Origin of the sequence: Paraburkholderia sp. J12, from assembly GCF_905220215.1 — a bacterium.
Taxonomy (GTDB): Bacteria; Pseudomonadota; Gammaproteobacteria; order Burkholderiales; family Burkholderiaceae; genus Paraburkholderia.
Window position 1 is genome coordinate 218,072 of sequence record NZ_CAJMZC010000011.1, and the last position, 19,879, is coordinate 237,950.

General features: G+C 65.0%; 18 protein-coding genes and 1 tRNA gene. 18 read left to right on the plus strand and 1 reads right to left on the minus strand.

The window, feature by feature from the left end; genetic code table 11:
- Window positions 1–8 precede the first annotated feature (8 nt).
- On the plus strand, window positions 9–887 hold the full coding sequence (pssA, locus tag U5760_RS22735; protein WP_322014542.1) for a CDP-diacylglycerol--serine O-phosphatidyltransferase: 879 nt from the start codon (window positions 9–11) through the stop codon (window positions 885–887).
- 362 nt (window positions 888–1,249) lie between these two features.
- Window positions 1,250–2,800 carry a 2-isopropylmalate synthase gene (locus U5760_RS22740; protein ID WP_322014543.1) on the plus strand — a complete coding sequence of 517 codons (1,551 nt, stop codon included), beginning with the start codon at window positions 1,250–1,252 and terminating at the stop codon, window positions 2,798–2,800.
- A 111-nt stretch (window positions 2,801–2,911) separates the two neighbouring features.
- Here the strand turns inward: U5760_RS22740 and U5760_RS22745 are convergent, their stop codons facing one another.
- Window positions 2,912–3,487, minus strand: coding sequence for a hypothetical protein (locus U5760_RS22745; RefSeq protein ID WP_322014544.1), 576 nt, complete (start codon window positions 3,485–3,487; stop codon window positions 2,912–2,914).
- A 193-nt stretch (window positions 3,488–3,680) separates the two neighbouring features.
- On the opposite strand from U5760_RS22745, the gene U5760_RS22750 reads away from it, so the two are divergent.
- The 16 genes from U5760_RS22750 to nuoI all read left to right on the plus strand — a co-directional run bounded on the left by U5760_RS22750 (window position 3,681) and on the right by nuoI (window position 19,833).
- Complete coding sequence (locus U5760_RS22750) at window positions 3,681–5,018, plus strand: branched-chain amino acid ABC transporter substrate-binding protein (protein WP_322014545.1); 1,338 nt, start codon at window positions 3,681–3,683, stop codon at window positions 5,016–5,018.
- 145 nt (window positions 5,019–5,163) lie between these two features.
- Window positions 5,164–5,433: a 30S ribosomal protein S15 gene (gene rpsO, locus U5760_RS22755; RefSeq protein ID WP_322014546.1), complete on the plus strand. Its 270-nt coding sequence runs from the start codon at window positions 5,164–5,166 to the stop codon at window positions 5,431–5,433.
- A 362-nt stretch (window positions 5,434–5,795) separates the two neighbouring features.
- Entirely contained in the window at window positions 5,796–7,955 is a 2,160-nt protein-coding gene (gene pnp, locus U5760_RS22760) for a polyribonucleotide nucleotidyltransferase (protein WP_322014547.1), read from the plus strand.
- Between the two features lie 148 nt (window positions 7,956–8,103).
- Window positions 8,104–9,120, plus strand: coding sequence for an NAD(P)H-quinone oxidoreductase (locus U5760_RS22765; protein WP_322014548.1), 1,017 nt, complete (start codon window positions 8,104–8,106; stop codon window positions 9,118–9,120).
- 203 nt (window positions 9,121–9,323) lie between these two features.
- Window positions 9,324–10,106: a triose-phosphate isomerase gene (gene tpiA, locus U5760_RS22770; protein ID WP_322014549.1), complete on the plus strand. Its 783-nt coding sequence runs from the start codon at window positions 9,324–9,326 to the stop codon at window positions 10,104–10,106.
- Window positions 10,107–10,217: 111 nt separating this feature from the next.
- Window positions 10,218–10,628: a preprotein translocase subunit SecG gene (gene secG / locus U5760_RS22775; protein ID WP_322014550.1), complete on the plus strand. Its 411-nt coding sequence runs from the start codon at window positions 10,218–10,220 to the stop codon at window positions 10,626–10,628.
- 115 nt (window positions 10,629–10,743) lie between these two features.
- Window positions 10,744–10,828, plus strand: a tRNA-Leu gene (locus U5760_RS22780).
- A 158-nt stretch (window positions 10,829–10,986) separates the two neighbouring features.
- A complete protein-coding gene (locus tag U5760_RS22785) occupies window positions 10,987–11,346 on the plus strand; it encodes an NADH-quinone oxidoreductase subunit A (RefSeq protein WP_028226256.1) in 360 nt (119 codons plus the stop codon).
- A gap of 74 nt (window positions 11,347–11,420) precedes the next feature.
- Window positions 11,421–11,900: a NuoB/complex I 20 kDa subunit family protein gene (locus tag U5760_RS22790; protein ID WP_006052903.1), complete on the plus strand. Its 480-nt coding sequence runs from the start codon at window positions 11,421–11,423 to the stop codon at window positions 11,898–11,900.
- Window positions 11,901–11,922: 22 nt separating this feature from the next.
- A complete protein-coding gene (locus U5760_RS22795; protein ID WP_322014551.1) occupies window positions 11,923–12,528 on the plus strand; it encodes an NADH-quinone oxidoreductase subunit C in 606 nt (201 codons plus the stop codon).
- 9 nt (window positions 12,529–12,537) lie between these two features.
- Window positions 12,538–13,791: an NADH-quinone oxidoreductase subunit D gene (locus tag U5760_RS22800; RefSeq protein WP_322014552.1), complete on the plus strand. Its 1,254-nt coding sequence runs from the start codon at window positions 12,538–12,540 to the stop codon at window positions 13,789–13,791.
- A gap of 159 nt (window positions 13,792–13,950) precedes the next feature.
- Window positions 13,951–14,436, plus strand: coding sequence for an NADH-quinone oxidoreductase subunit NuoE (gene nuoE / locus U5760_RS22805; protein WP_322014553.1), 486 nt, complete (start codon window positions 13,951–13,953; stop codon window positions 14,434–14,436).
- Complete coding sequence (nuoF, locus tag U5760_RS22810; RefSeq protein WP_322014554.1) at window positions 14,433–15,761, plus strand: NADH-quinone oxidoreductase subunit NuoF; 1,329 nt, start codon at window positions 14,433–14,435, stop codon at window positions 15,759–15,761. The genes nuoE and nuoF overlap by 4 nt, the downstream gene beginning before the upstream one ends.
- A 169-nt stretch (window positions 15,762–15,930) precedes the next feature.
- On the plus strand, window positions 15,931–18,264 hold the full coding sequence (nuoG, locus tag U5760_RS22815) for an NADH-quinone oxidoreductase subunit NuoG (protein ID WP_322014555.1): 2,334 nt from the start codon (window positions 15,931–15,933) through the stop codon (window positions 18,262–18,264).
- Window positions 18,265–19,329, plus strand: a complete 1,065-nt coding sequence (gene nuoH / locus U5760_RS22820; RefSeq protein ID WP_322014556.1) for an NADH-quinone oxidoreductase subunit NuoH — start codon at window positions 18,265–18,267, stop codon at window positions 19,327–19,329.
- Window positions 19,330–19,344: 15 nt separating this feature from the next.
- Complete coding sequence (nuoI, locus tag U5760_RS22825; RefSeq protein WP_322014557.1) at window positions 19,345–19,833, plus strand: NADH-quinone oxidoreductase subunit NuoI; 489 nt, start codon at window positions 19,345–19,347, stop codon at window positions 19,831–19,833.
- The last annotated feature ends 46 nt before the right edge of the window (window positions 19,834–19,879 follow it).

Here is a 19,879-nt window from a genome sequence, read left to right on the forward strand (position 1 = left end):
GGGTTGCGATGGCCGGATTCAAACCGCGTCGTCCCCGCAACGCAGCGGGCGGACCGCTGCCGCGGCCGTTTCGCCGCAACAAGCCCTTGCAGGATCCGCCGGTGGGCGTCGCTGCGACCCGTCGCGCCGCGCGCCAGCAGTTCCTGAAGAAGCGCGGCATCTACCTGCTGCCCAACGCGTTCACCACGGCCGCGCTCTTTTGCGGCTTTTTCGCCGTCGTGCAGGCCATGAACGTGCGCTTCGAGGTCGCGGCTATCGCGATCTTCGTGGCGATGGTGCTCGACGGCATGGACGGGCGCGTCGCGCGCATGACGCACTCGCAGAGCGCGTTCGGCGAGCAGTTCGACAGTCTCTCCGACATGGTCTCGTTCGGCGTCGCGCCCGCGCTCGTGATGTACGAGTGGGTGCTCAAGGATCTCGGCCGCTGGGGCTGGCTGGCCGCTTTCGTCTATTGCTCGGGTGCGGCGCTGCGGCTCGCGCGATTCAACACGAATATCGGCGTGGTGGACAAGCGTTTCTTCCAGGGCTTGCCGAGCCCGGCGGCGGCGGCGCTGATCGCGGGCTTCGTCTGGCTTTCCACGGATAACCGCGTGCCCGTCAAGCTCGCGTGGCTGCCGTGGGTGGCGTTCGTGCTGACGATCTATGCGGGCGTGACCATGGTCTCGAACGCGCCGTTCTACAGCGGCAAGGCGCTCGACGTGCGGCACCGGGTGCCGTTCGCGGCGATCCTGCTGGTGGTGGTGGCGTTCGTGCTGGTTTCGTCCGATCCGCCGCTCATGCTGTTCGGTCTTTTCGTGCTGTACGGCCTTTCGGGCTACGTGTTCTGGGCCTGGCAGGCGGCGCGCGGGCGGAGCAATCCGGCGCGTTCCTCGCCGCGCGACCGGTAAGGGCGCTAGCGCGCAGTCCGTCTTGCAGTCCGTTTCGCCGTCAGTTTCGCAGGGCCGCTTCGTGCGGCCCTGGTCGTTTTTGGGGCCAGCGCGCGAGCCGGGCCGGCCTGAGGAACATCCCCGGGCCGCGGCCAATTGCACTATCGCCGGAATCCCGCTATAGTCGGCGGCATGGCAACGATCTCGTTCCCCCTCCTTTCTCTTCAAGCCGGCGCGCGCCTAAGCACGCTAGCGCTAGCGCGCCTGCCGCGCTGATCTCGCTCGCCCTCCGTCCGCTTCGTTCATTGTCAGCGTCGCCAACGGTGGCGCGAACACCCGAATTCCGTTTTTAGACACCGAACAAGTCCCCCTGGAGACCCAAAATGGCAGCAGACAAGCTCATCATCTTCGATACGACGTTGCGTGACGGCGAGCAGTCGCCCGGTGCGTCGATGACGAAGGAAGAGAAAATCCGCATCGCGAAGCACCTCGAGCGGATGAAGGTCGACGTGATCGAGGCCGGCTTCGCGGCCAGCTCGAACGGCGACTTCGACGCGATCCAGACGATCGCCGGCACGATCAAGGACAGCACGATCTGCTCGCTGGCCCGCGCCAACGACAAGGACATCCAGCGTGCCGCCGACGCGCTCAAGCCCGCCGATCACTTCCGCATCCACACCTTCATCGCGACTTCGCCGCTGCACATGGAGAAGAAGCTGCGCATGTCGCCCGAGCAGGTGCTCGAGCAGGCGAAGCTGGCGGTGCGTTTTGCGCGCAAGTTCACGAACGACGTGGAGTTCTCGCCCGAAGACGGCAGCCGCTCGGACATGGATTTCCTGTGCCGCGTGCTCGAAGCCGTCATCAACGAAGGCGCGACCACGATCAACATCGCCGACACGGTGGGCTACGGCGTTCCGGAGCTCTACGGCAACCTCGTGAAGACGCTGCGCGAGCGCATCCCGAACTCGCATAAGGCCGTTTTCTCGGTGCACTGCCACAACGACCTCGGCATGGCCGTGGCGAATTCGCTCGCCGGCGTGCAGATCGGCGGTGCGCGTCAGGTGGAATGCACGATCAACGGTCTGGGCGAGCGCGCGGGCAACACCTCGCTCGAAGAAATCGTCATGGCCGTGAAGACCCGCAAGGACTACTTCGGCCTCGAGCTCGGCGTCGACACCACGCAGATCGTGCCGGCTTCGAAGCTCGTCTCGCAGATCACGGGTTTCGTCGTGCAGCCGAACAAGGCCGTGGTGGGCGCGAATGCCTTCGCGCACGCTTCGGGCATCCACCAGGACGGCGTGCTCAAGGCACGCGACACGTATGAAATCATGCGTGCCGAAGACGTGGGCTGGACCGCCAACAAGATCGTGCTGGGCAAGCTCTCGGGCCGCAACGCGTTCAAGCAGCGTCTCCAGGAACTGGGCATCCAGCTCGAAAGCGAAGCCGAACTGAACCAGGCGTTCGCGCGCTTCAAGGAACTGGCCGACCGCAAGGCCGAAATCTTCGACGAAGACATCATCGCGATCGTCACGGAAGAGTCGGCCGAGGCGCAGGAGCGCGAGCACTACAAGTTCATTTCGCTTGCGCAGCACTCGGAAACGGGCGAGCGTCCGCACGCGCGTATCGTCTTTTCGGCCGACGGCAAGGAAGTGACCGGCGAAGCGGCCGGCAACGGTCCGGTCGATGCGACGCTCAACGCCATCGAAACCGAAGTGGGCAGCGGCTCGGAACTGCTGCTGTACTCGGTGAACGCCATCACCACCGGCACCCAGGCGCAGGGCGAAGTGACGGTGCGTCTGTCGAAGGCGGGCCGCATCGTGAACGGCGTGGGCACCGATCCGGATATCGTCGCGGCCTCGGCCAAGGCGTATATCGCGGCGCTCAACAAGCTCTATTCGTCGGACACCGACAAGCTCAATCCGCAGCGCTCGTAAGCGCGTCCCAGGCAGGGCGTGTGCCCTGCCCGAAGCCGCGCCAGGCAAAACAAAACCCCCGCGTTCTCGCAAACGCGGGGGTTTTTCTTTTGATGCGGGTCGGCGGGCGCGCTAGAACCAGCCGCGGCGGTCCGGATCGTGCATCGGATCGGGCGTCTTTTGCGTGAGGCGCAGGACGCCGTCGTCGTCGAAGTAGAAGCTGTAGAGCATGTACCAGACATTGTCTTCGTAGTAGCGGTAGGTCCACACCTCGCGCTTCATCAGCGGGAAATAGGCGGTTTCTTCGGGGCGGCCGAAGTTGACGAGCACGTCGGCGCGCGTCCACTTGCCGATCTCGGCGCGATAGAACTCGCTTACCTGGAGCACCTGGCGCACGTTCACAACCTTGCCGCTCGCGTCGATGTCGGCGGCGACGGTGGTTTCGCCCATCGGCTGGGTCGGCCACATCAGGCGCTTGCCGCCGTTGGGCAGGTCGTAGCTTTCGCGCGGCGGACCGAAGCGCGCGATCACGGCCTGGGCATCGTCGCCGGCGTGGAATTGCTGCCAGGGCTGCACACACCCGGCGAGTGCGAGCGCCCCGAGGCCGGCGGCAAGCGCGCGGCGCGGCACGCGCGCGAGGCGCAACGCGAGAGGCGACACGACCGACGCGAGCGCGGTGGCGATCGCAGGAGTAAAGCGGATAAGCATGGAGTCCCCCGGGCGATGTGCCGATGACCGCCGTTGTTGTCGATGTTCTATTTTGACACGCAATGCCGTGCTGGCGAGAGCGGGGCGGCGCTCTTGCGGCGAGGGGGCTGTGCGTCCTATGATCCGCGCTTCGACGGCGCGCGCCAGGGTCTCGCCCCGCGCGTAGGCGGCAAAAAGAGCGAAGGGAGAGGGCATGAGGGCACGAATGGGCCGCGCGGCGGCGAAGCTTGGGGCGCTGGGGGCGGCGTTTGCCGTCGTATCGGTGATATCGGGCGCGGCGGGCATATCGGGTGCATGGGCCGCATCGACGCAGGCTGCCGACGCGCCAGGCGGCAAGCCCGCGGGTGAGCCGATCCCGCTCGCGCTGATCGAAGGCATGTCCGGGCCGTTCGCCGACGCGGGCGCGGCCGTCGAGCGCAATCTGCGCTTCGGCGTGGAGCGCGTCAACGCGCGCGGCGGCGTGATGCTGCGCGACGGGCGGCATCCGCTGGAGCTCGTCGTGCTCGACAGCAAGGGCAGCACCGAGTCGGCGCTGATCCAGCTGCGCGCGGCCGCCGACCGGCACATCGGCTTCATCCTGCAGGGCAACAGCTCGGCCGTCGCGGCGGCGCTCGTGACCGCCATCGAGCGCCAGAACACGCGCGAGCCGGACAACCGCGAGGTCTTCCTCAACTATTCCGCCGACGACCCCGCGCTCACCAACGCGAACTGCAGCTTCTGGCATTTCCGCTTCGACGCCCACGCGGGCATGCGCATGGACGCGCTCGCCGACGTGATCGCGGCGGACAAGTCGGTGAAGAAGATCTACCTGCTGAACCAGGACTACAGCTTCGGTCACGACGTGAGCACCCTCGCGCGCGCGGCGCTCGCGCAGCGGCGGCCCGATATCGCGGTGGTGGGCGACGAGTTCCACCCGGTCGGCCGCGTGAAGGACTTTGCGCCATATATCGCGAAGATCCGCGCCTCGGGTGCCGACGCTGTCGTCACCGGCAACTGGGGCAACGACCTCACGCTGCTCGTTAAGGCCGCGCGCGAGCAGGGGCTCGACACGAAGTTCTACACGTTCTACGGCAATAGTCTCGGCGCCCCGGCGGCCTTGGGCGACGCGGGCGTGAAGCGGGTGATCGCCGTGGCGGACTGGCATCCGAACGCGGGCGGCGCGCCCTCCGACGCCTGGTACGCCGCATTCCGCGCGCGCTATCCGGCGCTGCAGGACGACTACCCGGTGCTGCGCATGGAGATGCTCGTCGAGATGCTCGCGCAGGCCATGACGAATGCCGGTTCGGCCGACCCCACGGCGGTGGCGAAGGCCCTGGAGGGGCTGCGCTTCGACAACGGTTTTCATCCGATGTGGATGCGCGCCGACGACCATCAGGTAATCCAGCCCCTTTATGTCATGCAGATGGACAAGGCGGGCACGCCTGGCGTGCGCTACGACAACGAGGGCTCGGGCTACGGTTTCCGGACGGTGCTCGAACTGCCGCCCGAACGCACCGTCCTGCCGACGGTTTGCCAGATGAAGCGGCCCTGAGCGCGGGGCCTGCCGGCGCCGGCATGAGCCCGGCGCTACGGCTGGGTTCGCGGCGAATCCGGCCTGTGCTACAATACGCACTTCGCTGTAATCCACGGCACGGCCTTTCTTCCGTGACCGCCCGTTAGCTTTAAAGGAAAAGCAAATGTCCGTAGCAGATATCAAGAAGTCCGAAGTCGTCGCGCAATTCGCGCGCGGCACCAATGACACGGGTTCGCCCGAAGTTCAGGTTGCGCTCCTGACGTCGCGTATCAACGAATTGACCTCGCACTTCAAGTCGCACGCCAAGGATCACCATAGCCGCCGCGGTCTGCTGCGCATGGTGAGCCGCCGCCGCAAGCTGCTCGACTACCTGAAGGGCAAGGACGCTGATCGTTACCGCGCGCTGATCGAAAAGCTGGGTCTGCGCAAGTAACCGGAAGGTCTTCCCAAAAGATGCCTGTGTCAGTTCCGCTGATGCAGGCATTTTGTTTTTGAACGGTACGCCTTGCGCTTCGCGCTCCCGTTGCACCAGGCACGACGCACGGCGCACCGGCAGGACAAGGCAGCAACAGTAGCAGTCTCGCAGTAGCCGCTTTTGAGGCGGCAGAGCAGGGCCGGTCCACGGGGCAGAGCTTTGTGTCATTCCAGCGGGTCGCGCGTCGGGCGCCAGGCCTCGCACGCGATCCGCTGGAATGGCATAACACTCCTCTTCCTGCGCGGTCCCGGTCCGTGTATTGCCGTGTTGCCCGGTGTTCGGGCCACGCAGCATAACAATGAGTAAGGAGTGACAAGACCATGACCATGTTCAATAAAGTCGTGAAAGAATTCAAATGGGGCCAGCACAACGTGCGCCTCGAGACGGGTGAAATCGCCCGTCAGGCAAGCGGCGCCGTCATCGTCGATGTCGAAGACACCGTCGTGCTCGCGACCGTCGTCGGCGCGAAGACCGCCAAGCCGGGTCAGGACTTCTTCCCCCTGACCGTCGACTACATCGAAAAGACCTATTCCGCCGGCAAGATCCCGGGCGGCTTCTTCCGCCGCGAAGGCCGTCCTTCGGAAGGCGAGACGCTGATCTCGCGCCTGATCGACCGCCCGCTGCGCCCGCTCTTCCCGGAAGGCTATTACAACGAAGTGCAGGTCGTGATCCACGTCCTGTCGATCAACCCGGAAGTTCCGGCCGACATCCCCGCGCTGATCGGCGCCTCGGCTGCGCTGGCGATCTCGGGTCTGCCGTTCAACGGCCCGGTGGGCGCCGCGCGCGTGGCCTACATCAACAACGAATACGTGCTGAACCCGACGCGTTCGCAAATCAAGGAATCGCGCCTCGACCTCGTCGTCGCCGGTACCGAGCGCGCCGTGCTGATGGTGGAATCGGAAGCCGACCAGCTGCCCGAAGACGTGATGCTCGGCGCCGTGGTGTTCGGCCACGAGCAGATGCAAACGGCTATCGACGCGATCCACGAACTCGTGCGTGACGGCGGCAAGGCCGAGTGGGAATGGCAGCCGGCGCCGAAGGACGAAGCACTGATCGCACGCGTGACCGACATCGCTCACGGCAACCTGCACGCCGCTTACCAGCTGCGCGACAAGCAGCAGCGCTCGACCAAGCTGAAGGAAGTCTATGCGGCGACTTCGGCGAAGCTCGAAGAAGAAGCGGCTGCGGCCGGCACCGTTGCGGCCGACAAGGCCTCGGTCGGCAACATCCTGTTCGACCTCGAAGCGAAGATCGTCCGCTCGCAGATCCTGAACGGCGAGCCGCGCATCGACGGCCGCGACACGCGCACCGTGCGCCCGATCGAGATCCGCACGGGCGTCCTGCCGCGCACCCACGGCTCGGCGCTCTTCACGCGCGGCGAGACGCAGGCGCTGGTGGTGGCGACGCTCGGCACGAAGGGCGACGAGCAGATCATCGACGCGCTCGAAGGCGAGTACCGCGACCGCTTCATGCTCCACTACAACATGCCCCCGTTCGCGACCGGCGAAACGGGCCGCGTGGGCTCGCCCAAGCGCCGCGAAATCGGCCACGGCCGCCTCGCCAAGCGCGCGCTCGTCGCGTGCCTGCCGGGTCCGGACGAATTCGGCTACTCGATCCGCGTGGTCTCGGAAATCACCGAATCGAACGGTTCGTCGTCGATGGCTTCGGTGTGCGGCGGCTGCCTCGCGCTGATGGACGCCGGCGTGCCGATGAAGGCGCACGTCGCGGGCATCGCGATGGGCCTGATCCTCGAAGACAACAAGTTCGCGGTGCTGACCGACATCCTCGGCGACGAAGATCACCTCGGCGACATGGACTTCAAGGTGGCGGGCACGGAAGCAGGCGTGACCGCGCTGCAGATGGACATCAAGATCCAGGGCATCACGAAGGAAATCATGCAGGTCGCGCTCGCGCAGGCGAAGGAAGGCCGCATGCACATCCTCGGCAAGATGACGCAAGCCGTCTCGGGCGTGAACACGGAGCTGTCGGCCTACGCACCGCGCATGATCACCATCAAGATCAACCCGGAAAAGATCCGCGACGTGATCGGCAAGGGTGGCTCGGTGATCCGCGCGCTGACCGAAGAAACCGGCACCACGATCGACATCTCGGACGACGGCGTCGTGACGATCGCGAGCACCTCGAGCGAAGGCATGGCCGAAGCGAAGAAGCGCATCGAGAACATCACGGCCGAAGTGGAAGTGGGCCAGGTGTACGAAGGCCCGGTCCTCAAGCTGCTGGACTTCGGCGCGATCGTGAACCTGCTGCCGGGCAAGGATGGTCTGCTGCACATCTCCGAGATCGCCAACGAGCGCATCAAGGACATCAACGACTATCTGAAGGAAGGCCAGATCGTGAAGGTCAAGGTCATCCAGACGGACGAGAAGGGCCGCGTGCGCCTGTCCGCCAAGGCGCTGCTGAACGAAGCCGCTGCCGGTGGCAACGGCGGCAGTGCACCGCAGGGCGAGCCGCAGCAATAATGCGGTAGCCTGTAACGGCCGGCAGCGCTTTGGCGTGCCGGCCGTTTTTCATGATGGGCGCCTGGATGGCATGGGTCGTGCGGCTCGCGTGGTCGGGCAGGGTGCGGCGTCGCGCTGGCAATGCCATCCAGACTCAGGGGGACGCAAGATGAAGGCAGTCGAGATTACCGAATTTGGTGCGCCGGACGTGCTGAAGCTGACCGAGCGTCCCAGGCCCGAGCCGAAGGCGGGCGAAGTCCTGATCAAGGTCGCCGCGTCGGGTGTGAATCGTCCCGACGTATTCCAGCGCAAGGGCGCCTATGCGCCGCCGCCGGGCGTTTCCGACCTGCCGGGGCTGGAGGTGGCGGGCGAGATCGTAGGCGGAACGATCGACGAGAAGAACAACCCGTTCGGCCTGAAGATCGGCGATCGCGTGTGCGCGCTGATCGCGGGCGGCGGTTATGCCGAGTACGCCGTGGCGCCGCTCGGCCAGTGCCTGCCGGTGCCCAAGGGGCTCTCGGACATCGAGGCGGCGTCCCTGCCCGAAACCTTCTTCACGGTCTGGACCAACGTGTTCCAGCGCGGTCAGCTGGGCGCGGGCGAAGGCGGCGAGAACGAGACGCTGCTCGTGCAGGGCGGCTCGAGCGGCATCGGCGTGACGGCGATCCAGGTGGCGCATGCGTTGGGCTTTCGCGTGTTCGTGACGGCCGGCTCCGACGACAAGTGCCGCGCCTGCGAAAAACTGGGCGCGGAGCGCGCGATCAACTATCGCAGCGAGGATTTCGTCGATGTCGTGAAGGCGCTCACGAACGATCGCGGCGTGGACGTGATCCTCGACATGGTGGGCGGCGGCTACGTGCCGCGCGAGCTCTCCGCGCTCGCGGACGGCGGCCGCATCGTCCTGATTGCAACGCTCGGCGGCGCGAAGGCCGAGGTCAACATGCACGAGATCCTGCGCCGGCGCCTCACGATCACGGGATCGACCTTGCGCGCGCGGCCGGTCGAGTTCAAGGCGCGCATTGCCCGCGCACTGAAGGAGCACGTGTGGCCGCTGATCGAAGACGGTCGCATCAAGCCGGTCGTGTTCCGGGTGTTCCCGGCCGGGCAGGCGGCCGAGGCGCACGCCCTGATGGAGAGCAGCGAGCATATCGGCAAGATCGTGCTCGACTGGGGGCAGAAGGCCTGACTGCCTTGCAAGGCCACGCTTTTGCGGGGACTTCGGCATGAACCTCGCCCCATTTTTGCGCCTGTTGGCGCGCCTCGCGGCACGCTTTGGCGTGTCTTCTGTTGACATCAAAGCGCAAATAGCGTGTGTCGCGGTTTGACCCACTTCGATTCCACGCAGTAAAATTATGTGTTTTGCGTCCGCTTTTAACAGCAACCGAAACAATGTCGAATCAACGAGCCAAGCTGGTAGTCGGTAACTGGAAGATGCACGGCCGCCTCGCGGTCAACGCGGCGCTGCTGGAGGGCGTTGTGCGCGGCGCGCAGGCGCTGCCGCAGGAAGTGCGCGTCGCCGTGTGCGTGCCGCACCCCTACCTTGCGCAGGCGCAGGCGCTGCTCGGCGGCAGTCGCGTGGCCTGGGGTGCCGAGGACGTTTCGGCGCACGAGCAAGGCGCGTACACCGGCGAAGTGGCGGCAGGCATGGTGGCCGACTTCGAGGCGACGTATGCGATCGTCGGCCACTCGGAGCGGCGCGCGTACCACGGCGAAAGCTCGGAGGTCGTGGCGGCCAAGGCGCAGCGCGCGCTGGAAGCCGGACTCACGCCGATCGTCTGCGTAGGCGAGACGCTCGAAGAGCGCGAGTCGGGCGCGACCGAACAGGTGGTCGGTGCGCAGCTCGACGCGGTGCTGGCCGTGCTGAGCGCCGACGAAGCGGCGCGCATCGTGCTCGCGTACGAGCCCGTCTGGGCTATCGGCACGGGCCGCAGCGCGAGTTCGGAGCAGGCGCAGCAGGTGCATGCTTTCCTGCGCGCGCGGCTGGCTGCGAAGGGCGCGCAGGTGGCGAACGTGTCGTTGCTCTACGGCGGCAGCGTGAAGCCGGAGAATGCGGCGGACCTGTTCCGCCAGGCCGATATCGACGGCGGGCTGATCGGTGGCGCATCGCTGAAGGCAGGGGATTTTCTCGCGATCTGTGCGGCCGCTGCGGCGGGCGCGGACGTCGCGGGCTAAATTCGCGGGCTAAACGTAAGGGATTGCCGTCCGCGCGAGAGCGGGGCGGGCAGGGCAGACATGCGCAGGCCGCAAACCGGCCGGCGCTCAACATGGACTCAGGTGAGTGTGATGCTGTATTTGAAAACGTTGGTGATCGTCGTTCAGCTTCTGTCGGCGCTCGGGGTGATCGGCCTCGTCCTGCTGCAGCACGGCAAGGGTGCGGACATGGGTGCCGCATTCGGTAGCGGCGCGTCGGGCAGCCTCTTCGGCGCGAGCGGTTCGGCGAACTTTCTTTCGCGTACCACGGCCGTTCTGGCAACGGTGTTTTTCCTCTCGACCCTTGCATTAACCTACCTGGGGTCGTATCATGCGAAGCCTTCGGCTGGCTTGCTGGGGGGCTCGGTTTCTGCGCCTGTCGTCGCTTCGGTTCCGGTCGCTGCGGCACCGGCTTCGGCACCTGCCGTAACCGCTGCATCGGGCTCGGCAGCGGCTTCGCAGGCCGTTGCAGCTTCGGCTTCGGGCAACGATGTACCGAAATAAAAGTTTCAAAAACTTGCTTTTGTGCATTGAACAAATCGCTGAGGCAAGTTAGAATTTAAGTCTTGAAGCGATTCGCGGGTTTCAACAAAATTGTCCCTCCCGGATTGCATGCAGTGCCGACGTGGTGAAATTGGTAGACACGCTATCTTGAGGGGGTAGTGGCGAAAGCTGTGCGAGTTCGAGTCTCGCCGTCGGCACCAATGTATTCGACAAAATGCCAGCCGCTTGCTTCAGCTTCGGCTGGCATTTTTGCTTCTGACGTCGTGTTCGTTTATTGTTCGCAGCGCGAAGTACGTGAAGTGATCCCGCGGAGCGACATGTTCCCGCGGAACCTAGAACCAACCGATAGAGGATAGCCTTGAACCTCGCTGCCTATTTCCCCGTCCTGCTGTTCCTCCTCGTGGGTCTTGGTCTGGGTGTAGCGTTGGTCACTATCGGCAAGATCCTCGGTCCCAACCGGCCAGACAGCGAAAAGAATTCGCCGTACGAGTGCGGCTTCGAAGCGTTCGAAGACGCGCGTATGAAATTCGACGTACGCTACTACCTGGTCGCGATTCTTTTCATCATCTTCGATCTCGAAACCGCGTTCCTGTTCCCGTGGGGTGTGGCCCTGCGCGATATCGGCTGGCCGGGCTTCCTGTCGATGATGGTGTTCCTGCTCGAATTCCTGCTGGGCTTTGCCTACATCTGGAAGAAAGGTGGTCTCGACTGGGAATGATGGGTTAATCGCCGGATAGCGTATCGGCGGCACTGCGGGGACACTGCAGGCCGTTCGTCTGGAGTGGAAAACACATGAGTATCGAAGGGGTCTTGAAGGAAGGGTTTGTCACCACTACGGCTGACAAGCTGATCAACTGGACGCGTACCGGGTCGCTCTGGCCCATGACGTTCGGGCTTGCGTGCTGCGCAGTCGAGATGATGCACGCGGGCGCCGCCCGCTACGACCTCGACCGCTTCGGGGTGGTGTTCCGCCCCAGCCCGCGCCAGTCCGACGTCATGATCGTGGCCGGCACGCTGTGCAACAAGATGGCGCCGGCGCTGCGCAAGGTCTACGACCAGATGGCCGAGCCGCGCTGGGTGATCTCGATGGGGTCGTGCGCCAACGGCGGCGGCTACTACCACTACTCGTATTCGGTCGTGCGCGGGTGCGACCGCATCGTGCCGGTCGACGTCTACGTGCCGGGTTGTCCGCCCACCGCGGAAGCTCTTGTCTACGGGGTGATCCAGCTGCAGGCGAAGATCCGCCGCACCAACACCATCGCCCGTCAATAAAGGCCGCGTGCCTCCCCACAATATGGCAAGCAAACTCGAGACCCTCAAAGCGAACCTCGAAGCGGCTCTTGGCGCGCGTATCGCCAGCCTCACCGAGGCGCTCGGCGAACTCACGCTGGTCGTGAAGGCGGGCGACTATCTCGACGTCGCGAAGGCGTTGCGCGACAACCCCACGCTGCGCTTCGAGCAGCTCCTCGACCTGTGCGGCATGGACTACCAGACCTACGGCGACGGCGCCTGGGAAGGTCCGCGCTTTGCCGCCGTGTCGCAGCTGCTCTCGCTCACGCACAACTGGCGCCTGCGTCTGCGCGTGTTCGCGCCCGACGACGAAGTGCCTATCGTGCCCTCGCTGGTCGAGAACTGGAATTCGGCGAACTGGTACGAGCGCGAGGCGTTCGACCTGTACGGCCTCGTCTTCGAAGGCCACCCCGACCTGCGCCGCATCCTCACCGACTACGGCTTCATCGGCCACCCGTTCCGCAAGGACTTCCCGCTTTCGGGCTATGTCGAAATGCGCTACGACCCGGAACAGAAGCGCGTGGTCTATCAGCCGGTGACGATCGAGCCGCGCGAAATCACGCCGCGCGTGATCCGCGAGGATCGGTACGGCGGTCTGAAGAATCACTAAGAGGGTCGCATGTCAGAGATCAAGAACTACACGCTCAACTTCGGCCCGCAGCACCCGGCAGCGCACGGCGTGCTGCGCCTCGTGCTCGAGCTCGACGGCGAAGTGATCCAGCGCGCCGATCCGCACATCGGCCTTCTGCATCGCGGCACCGAAAAGCTCGCCGAGAACAAGACCTTCATCCAGTCGGTGCCCTACATGGACCGGCTCGACTACGTGTCGATGATGGTCAACGAGCACGGCTATGTGCTCGCCATCGAAAAGCTGCTTGGCATCGAGCCGCCGGTGCGCGCGAAGTACATCCGCGTGCTGTTCGACGAAGTCACCCGCGTGCTGAACCACCTGATGTGGATCGGCTCGCACGCGCTCGACGTGGGCGCGATGGCGGTGTTCCTCTACGCGTTCCGCGAGCGCGAAGACCTGATGGACGTGTACGAGGCGGTCTCGGGCGCGCGCATGCACGCGGCCTACTACCGTCCGGGCGGCGTCTATCGCGATCTGCCGGACGCGATGCCGCAGTACAAGGCTTCGAAGATCCACAACGAGAAGGCGCTTGCCCGTATGAACGAGGCGCGCCAGGGCTCGGTGCTGGATTTCATCGACGACTTCTTCACGCGCTTTCCCGGCTGCGTCGACGAGTACGAAACGCTCCTCACCGACAATCGCATCTGGAAGCAGCGTCTCGTGGGCATCGGCGTGGTGAGCCCCGAGCGCGCCATGCAGCTCGGCCTCACGGGCGCGATGCTGCGTGGTTCGGGCATCGAGTGGGATCTGCGCAAGAAGCAGCCGTACGAAGTCTACGACCAGATGGACTTCGACATTCCGGTGGGCGTGAACGGCGACTGCTACGACCGCTATCTCGTGCGCGTCGAGGAAATGCGCCAGTCCACCCGCATTGCGAAACAGTGCATTGAGTGGTTGCGCAGGAATCCCGGCCCCGTGATGGTCGACAATCACAAGGTTGCGCCGCCCTCGCGCGTGAACATGAAGTCGAACATGGAAGAGCTGATTCACCACTTCAAGCTCTTCACCGAAGGCTTCCACGTGCCCGAAGGCGAGGCGTACGCCGCCGTCGAGCATCCGAAGGGTGAATTCGGCATCTACCTGGTGTCGGACGGCGCCAACAAGCCGTATCGTCTGAAGATCCGTGCACCGGGTTACGCCCATCTCTCGGCGCTCGACGAGATGGCGCGCGGCCACATGATCGCCGACGCGGTGACGATCATCGGGACGCAGGACATTGTGTTCGGCGAAATCGATCGTTAAGCAGCAAACTGGCGGCGCGCGCCCGGACGGTGGGGAGCGCGCGGCACAAGATACCGGGAACGCCACGTCTGTCGCAGCGAAGAGTCAGGTTGGAACGCGCGGCAGGTCGAGGGGTGGCGAGAAATGCAACGGTAGGAATTGAGTGAGTCGTGTCTGAAAATGATCTCAGCTGAAGGCCTGAAAGAAATCGATCGCGCGTTGACGAAGTACCCCGCCGATCAGAAACAGTCCGCCGTGATGGCGGCTTTGGCCGTGGCTCAAGAAGAGCATGGCTGGCTGTCCCCCGAACTCATGCAGTTCGTGGCCGACTACCTCGGCATGCCGCCTGTCGCGGTGGAGGAAGTCGCCACCTTCTACACGATGTTCGAGACGAGCCCGGTCGGCAAGTACAAGATCACGCTCTGCACGAACCTGCCATGCCAGCTCGGCCCGGATGGCGGCGCGGAAGCCACTGCCGACTACCTGAAGCACAAGCTCGGCATCGAATTCGGCGAAACCACGGCCGACGGCCGCTTCACCTTGAAGGAAGGCGAATGCTTCGGCTCGTGCGGCGACGCTTCGGTGCTGCTCGTGAATAATCACCGCATGTGCCCGCGAATGACCCGCGAGAAGATCGACCAGCTGCTCGAGGAGCTTTCGAAATGACTTCGTTGCACGACCGTCACATCAAACCATTGATTCTCGCGGGCCTGACCGGCGAGAACTGGCACCTCGAAGATTACGTCGCGCGCGGCGGCTACAAGCAGCTGCGCCGCATTCTCGAAGAGAAGATTCCGCCCGAGCAGGTGATCGCCGACGTCAAGGCTTCGGGTCTGCGCGGCCGCGGCGGCGCGGGCTTCCCGACCGGCCTGAAGTGGAGCTTCATGCCGCGCCAGTTCCCGGGGCAGAAGTACCTCGTGTGCAACTCGGACGAGGGCGAGCCGGGCACGTTCAAGGATCGTGACATCCTGCGCTGGAACCCGCACGCGGTGATCGAAGGCATGGCCATCGGCGCGTATGCGATGGGCATTACCGTGGGCTACAACTACATCCACGGCGAGATTTTCGAGGTGTACCGCCGCTTCGAGGCTGCGCTCGAAGAAGCGCGCGCGGCCGGCTACCTCGGCAACAACATTCTGGGCACGGACTTCTCGTTCCAGCTGCACGCGCACCACGGTTACGGCGCGTACATCTGCGGCGAGGAAACCGCGCTGCTCGAGTCGCTCGAAGGCAAGAAGGGGCAGCCGCGCTTCAAGCCGCCGTTCCCGGCGAGCTTCGGCGTGTACGGCAAGCCCACCACGATCAACAACACCGAGAGTTTCGCCGCAGTGCCGTTCCTGCTGACGGTCGGCCCGCAGGCGTACATGGAGCTCGGCAAGCCGAACAACGGCGGCACGAAAATCTTCTCGGTGTCGGGCGACGTCGAACTGCCGGGCAACTACGAAGTGCCGCTCGGCACCTCGTTCGCCACCCTGCTCGAACTCGCCGGCGGCATGCGCGGCGGCAAGAAGCTCAAGGCCGTGATTCCGGGCGGCTCGTCGGCGCCGGTCATTCCGGGCGACATCATGATGCAGACGGACATGGACTATGACTCCATCGCCAAGCAGGGCTCGATGCTCGGCTCGGGGGCGGTCATCGTCATGGACGAAACGCGCTGCATGGTGCGCTCGCTCCTGCGCCTCTCGTACTTCTACTACGAAGAGTCGTGCGGCCAGTGCACGCCGTGCCGCGAAGGCACGGGCTGGCTCTATCGCGTCGTGAACCGCATCGAGCACGGCCAGGGCCGCCAGGAAGACCTGGACTTGCTGAACTCGGTGGCGGGCAACATCATGGGCCGCACGATCTGCGCGCTCGGCGACGCGGCGGCCATGCCGGTGCGCGGCATGCTCAAGCACTACTGGGACGAATTCGAATATCACGTGCACAACAAGCGTTGCCTCGTCGGCGGACACGCCGGCTCGCATGCCGCATCGGAGACGGTGGCCGCCTGAGGGCGGCCGTGGCGCGCCGGGCGCGCGAGTCAACGATAGTCGGCAGTAGCAAGCGGTATAAGCGGTAGCGAGCGACAGGCAGCGCGCGGTGCATGAGCCGCGCAGCACGACGCAACGGGGTAGGCCGCTGTGAAATTGAGCGGTAACAGGTTAGGGACGATTAACCATCATGGTTGAACTTGAAATAGACGGCAAGAAGGTGCAGGTGCCCGAGGGCAGCATGGTGATCCAGGCTGCGCAGCGGGTGGACACGTACATTCCGCACTTCTGCTATCACAAGAAGCTGTCGATCGCGGCCAACTGCCGGATGTGTCTCGTCGATGTCGAGAAGATGCCGAAGGCCGTGCCCGCGTGCGCGACCCCGGTGTCCCAGGGCATGGTCGTGCGCACCTCGTCCGAGAAGGCCGTGCAGGGTCAGCAAGCCGTGATGGAGTTCCTGCTGATCAACCACCCGCTCGACTGTCCGATCTGCGACCAGGGCGGCGAATGCCAGCTGCAGGATCTGGCGGTGGGCTACGGCAAGTCGGCCTCGCGCTACAGCGAAGAAAAGCGCGTGGTGTTCCACAAGAACGTCGGGCCGCTCATCTCGATGGAAGAGATGACGCGCTGCATCCACTGCACGCGCTGCGTGCGCTTCGGCGACGAGATCGCGGGCGTGATGGAGCTCGGCATGCTGGGCCGCGGCCAGCACTCGGAAATCAGCACCTTCCTCGGCAAGACCGTGGATTCCGAACTCTCGGGCAACATGATCGACCTGTGCCCGGTGGGCGCGCTCACGAGCAAGCCGTTCCGCTTCTCGGCGCGCACCTGGGAGCTCTCGCGCCGCAAGTCGGTGAGCCCGCACGATTCGACCGGCGCGAACATCATCGTGCAGGTCAAGAACAACCGCGTGATGCGCGTGCTGCCGTACGAGAACGAAGCGATCAACGAGTGCTGGATCTCGGACAAGGACCGCTTCTCGTACGAAGGCCTGAACAGCGAAGACCGCCTGACCCGCCCGATGCTCAAGCAGGGCGGCGAGTGGATCGAGACCGACTGGCAGAGCGCACTCGACTACGTCGTAAAGGGTATTCGCGGCATCAGCGACGAACACGGCGAGAACATGATCGCCGCGCTTGCGAGCCCGCACAGCACGACCGAAGAACTCTACCTGCTCAAGCAGTTCGCGGACGCGGTCGGCACGCCGAACGTCGATTTCCGCCTGCGCCAGAGCGACTTCTCGGCGCCGGTCACCGGTGCGCCGTGGCTCGGCACGAAGATCGCCGAGCTTTCGTATGCCGACGCGGCCTTCGTGATCGGCTCGGCCCTGCGCCGCGACCACGCGCTCTTCGCGGCGCGTCTGCGTCAGGCCGCCAAGGGCGGCGCGCAGGTCGCGCTGCTGCAGGCCACCGCCGACGGCTCGCTGATCCCGAGCGCCCAGCGCATCGTCGCGGCGCCTTCGGCATGGCTCGACGAACTGGCCGGCATCGCAGCCGCGGTGGCCGAAGCGAAGGGCGCGGCGCTGCCGGAAGCCTTCGCGGGCGCGCAGGCGAGCGAGGCTGCGAAGCAGGTCGCCGCGTCGCTCGCAAGCGGCGAGCGACGCTTCGTGCTGCTCGGCAACGCCGCCGTCCAGCATCCGGACTTCTCGCGCCTGCATGCCGCGGCGCAATTCATTGCCGAAACGACTGGCGCGACGCTCGGCTTCCTGACCGAAGCGGGCAACACGGTCGGCGCGCACCTCGCGGGCGCACTGCCGGGCAACGGCGGCCTGAACGCGCGTGAAGCGTTCGAGCAGCCGCGCAAGGGTTATCTGCTCCTGAACGTCGAACCCGAATTCGACACGGCGAATCCGGCTGCCGCACGCGCCGCGCTCGATCAGGCCGAAATGGTCGTCGTGTTCTCGCCGTTCAAGACCGGCCTCGAATACGCGGACGTGCTGCTGCCGATCGCGCCGTACACCGAAACCTCGGGCACCTTCGTGAACGCCGAGGGCACGGCCCAGATCTTCAACGGCGTGGTGAGGCCGCTCGGCGACGCGCGCCCCGCGTGGAAGGTGCTACGCGTGCTGGGCACGCTCATCGGTGCGCGCGGCTTCGAATACGAAACGGCGGAAGACGTGCGCCGCAAGGCGCTCGGCGACGGCGATCTGGCGTCGCGCCTCTCGAACCGGGCCGGCGTGCCGGTCGCGAAGGGCACGCTGTCCGCAGCGGCCGAAGGCCGCTTCGAGCGCGTAGCCGACGTGCCGATCTATCACGCCGACCCGCTCGTGCGCCGCGCCGAAGCGCTGCATCTGACGACGGCCGCGCGCGTGGCCAACACGGTCGGTCTGCCGGCCGCGTTGTTCGACCAGCTCGGTCTGAAGGAAGGCGAGGCGGTGCGCGTGCGCCAGGGCGACCTGTCGGTCACGGCGCCGGCGACGCGCGATGCGAATCTTGCGCCGACGGTGGTGCGCGTGTCGGCGGCCACGCCGGCCGGCGCGCAGCTCGGCAGCCTGTTCGGTGAACTGCTGGTGGAGAAGGCGTAAATGAGCTTGTTCGATACGATCAATGCAGGCGGCAGCCAGCTGCTCGGCGTGGCGTGGCCCGCGGTGTGGGCGCTGGTGCGCATTCTCGTCGTCGCGGTGGTGATCCTGCTGTGCGTCGCGTACCTGATCCTCTGGGAGCGCAAGCTGATCGGCTGGATGCACGTGCGTCTCGGCCCGAACCGCGTCGGCCCGGGCGGCATGCTGCAGCCGATCGCCGACGTGCTCAAGCTGCTGCTCAAGGAAGTCATTCAGCCCGCCCAGGCAAGCCGCTGGATCTACATGGTCGCGCCGATCATGGTGGTGGTGCCGGCTTTCGCGGTCTGGGCCGTGATCCCGTTCCAGGCGGGCGCGGTGCTCGGCAACATCAACGCGGGCCTGCTCTACGTGATGGCGATCTCGTCGATCGGCGTCTACGGCGTGATTCTCGCGGGCTGGGCCTCGAATTCGAAGTACGCGTTTCTCGGCGCGATGCGCGCCGCGGCGCAGATGGTGTCGTACGAAATCGCGATGGGCTTCGCGCTCGTCGTGGTGCTGATGGTCTCGGGCAGCCTGAACCTCTCGGACATCGTCGAAGGCCAGATGCGCGGCCGGTTCGCGAGCTGGGGCATCACGTTCCTTTCGTGGAACTGGCTGCCGCTCCTGCCGATGTTCGTCGTCTACTTCATCTCGGGCCTCGCCGAAACGAACCGCCACCCGTTCGACGTGGTGGAAGGGGAGTCGGAAATCGTCGCGGGTCACATGATCGATTACTCGGGGATGGCGTTCGCGCTCTTCTTCCTCGCCGAGTACATCAACATGATCGTGATCTCGGCGCTGGCTTCGGTGCTGTTCCTCGGCGGCTGGAGCGCGCCGTTCGGTTTCCTCGACTTCATCCCGGGCGTTTTCTGGCTCGTGCTGAAGGTCTTCTGTCTGCTTTCGGTGTTCATCTGGGCGCGCGCGACCCTGCCGCGCTACCGCTATGACCAGATCATGCGCCTCGGCTGGAAGGTGTTCATTCCGGTCTGCGTGGTGTGGCTGATCATCGTCGGCTTCTGGTACATGTCGCCGTTGAGCATCTGGAAATAAGGGGCGCACACGACCATGAATACGATCCAGAACTTCTTCAAGACGTTTTTTCTGACCGAAATCCTCAAGGGACTCGCACTGACCGGCCGTTATACGTTCAAGCGCAAGTTCACGGTGCAGTTCCCGGAAGAAAAGACGCCGATCTCGCCGCGTTTTCGCGGCCTGCACGCGCTGCGCCGCTATGAAAACGGCGAAGAGCGCTGCATCGCGTGCAAGCTGTGCGAAGCCGTGTGTCCCGCGCTCGCGATCACGATCGAATCCGAGGTGCGCGAGGACAACACGCGCCGCACGACGCGCTACGACATCGATCTGACCAAGTGCATCTTCTGCGGTTTCTGTGAGGAAAGCTGCCCGGTCGATTCGATCGTCGAGACGCACATTCTCGAGTACCACGGCGAGAAGCGCGGCGATCTGTATTTCACGAAGGAAATGCTGCTGGCCGTCGGCGATCGATACGAAGCGCAGATCGCAGCGAACAAGGCAGCGGATGCACCGTACCGTTGATTTGAGTCTGACGCTGCATCGGCCCGCGGTCGGGCCGGCTGCGGGG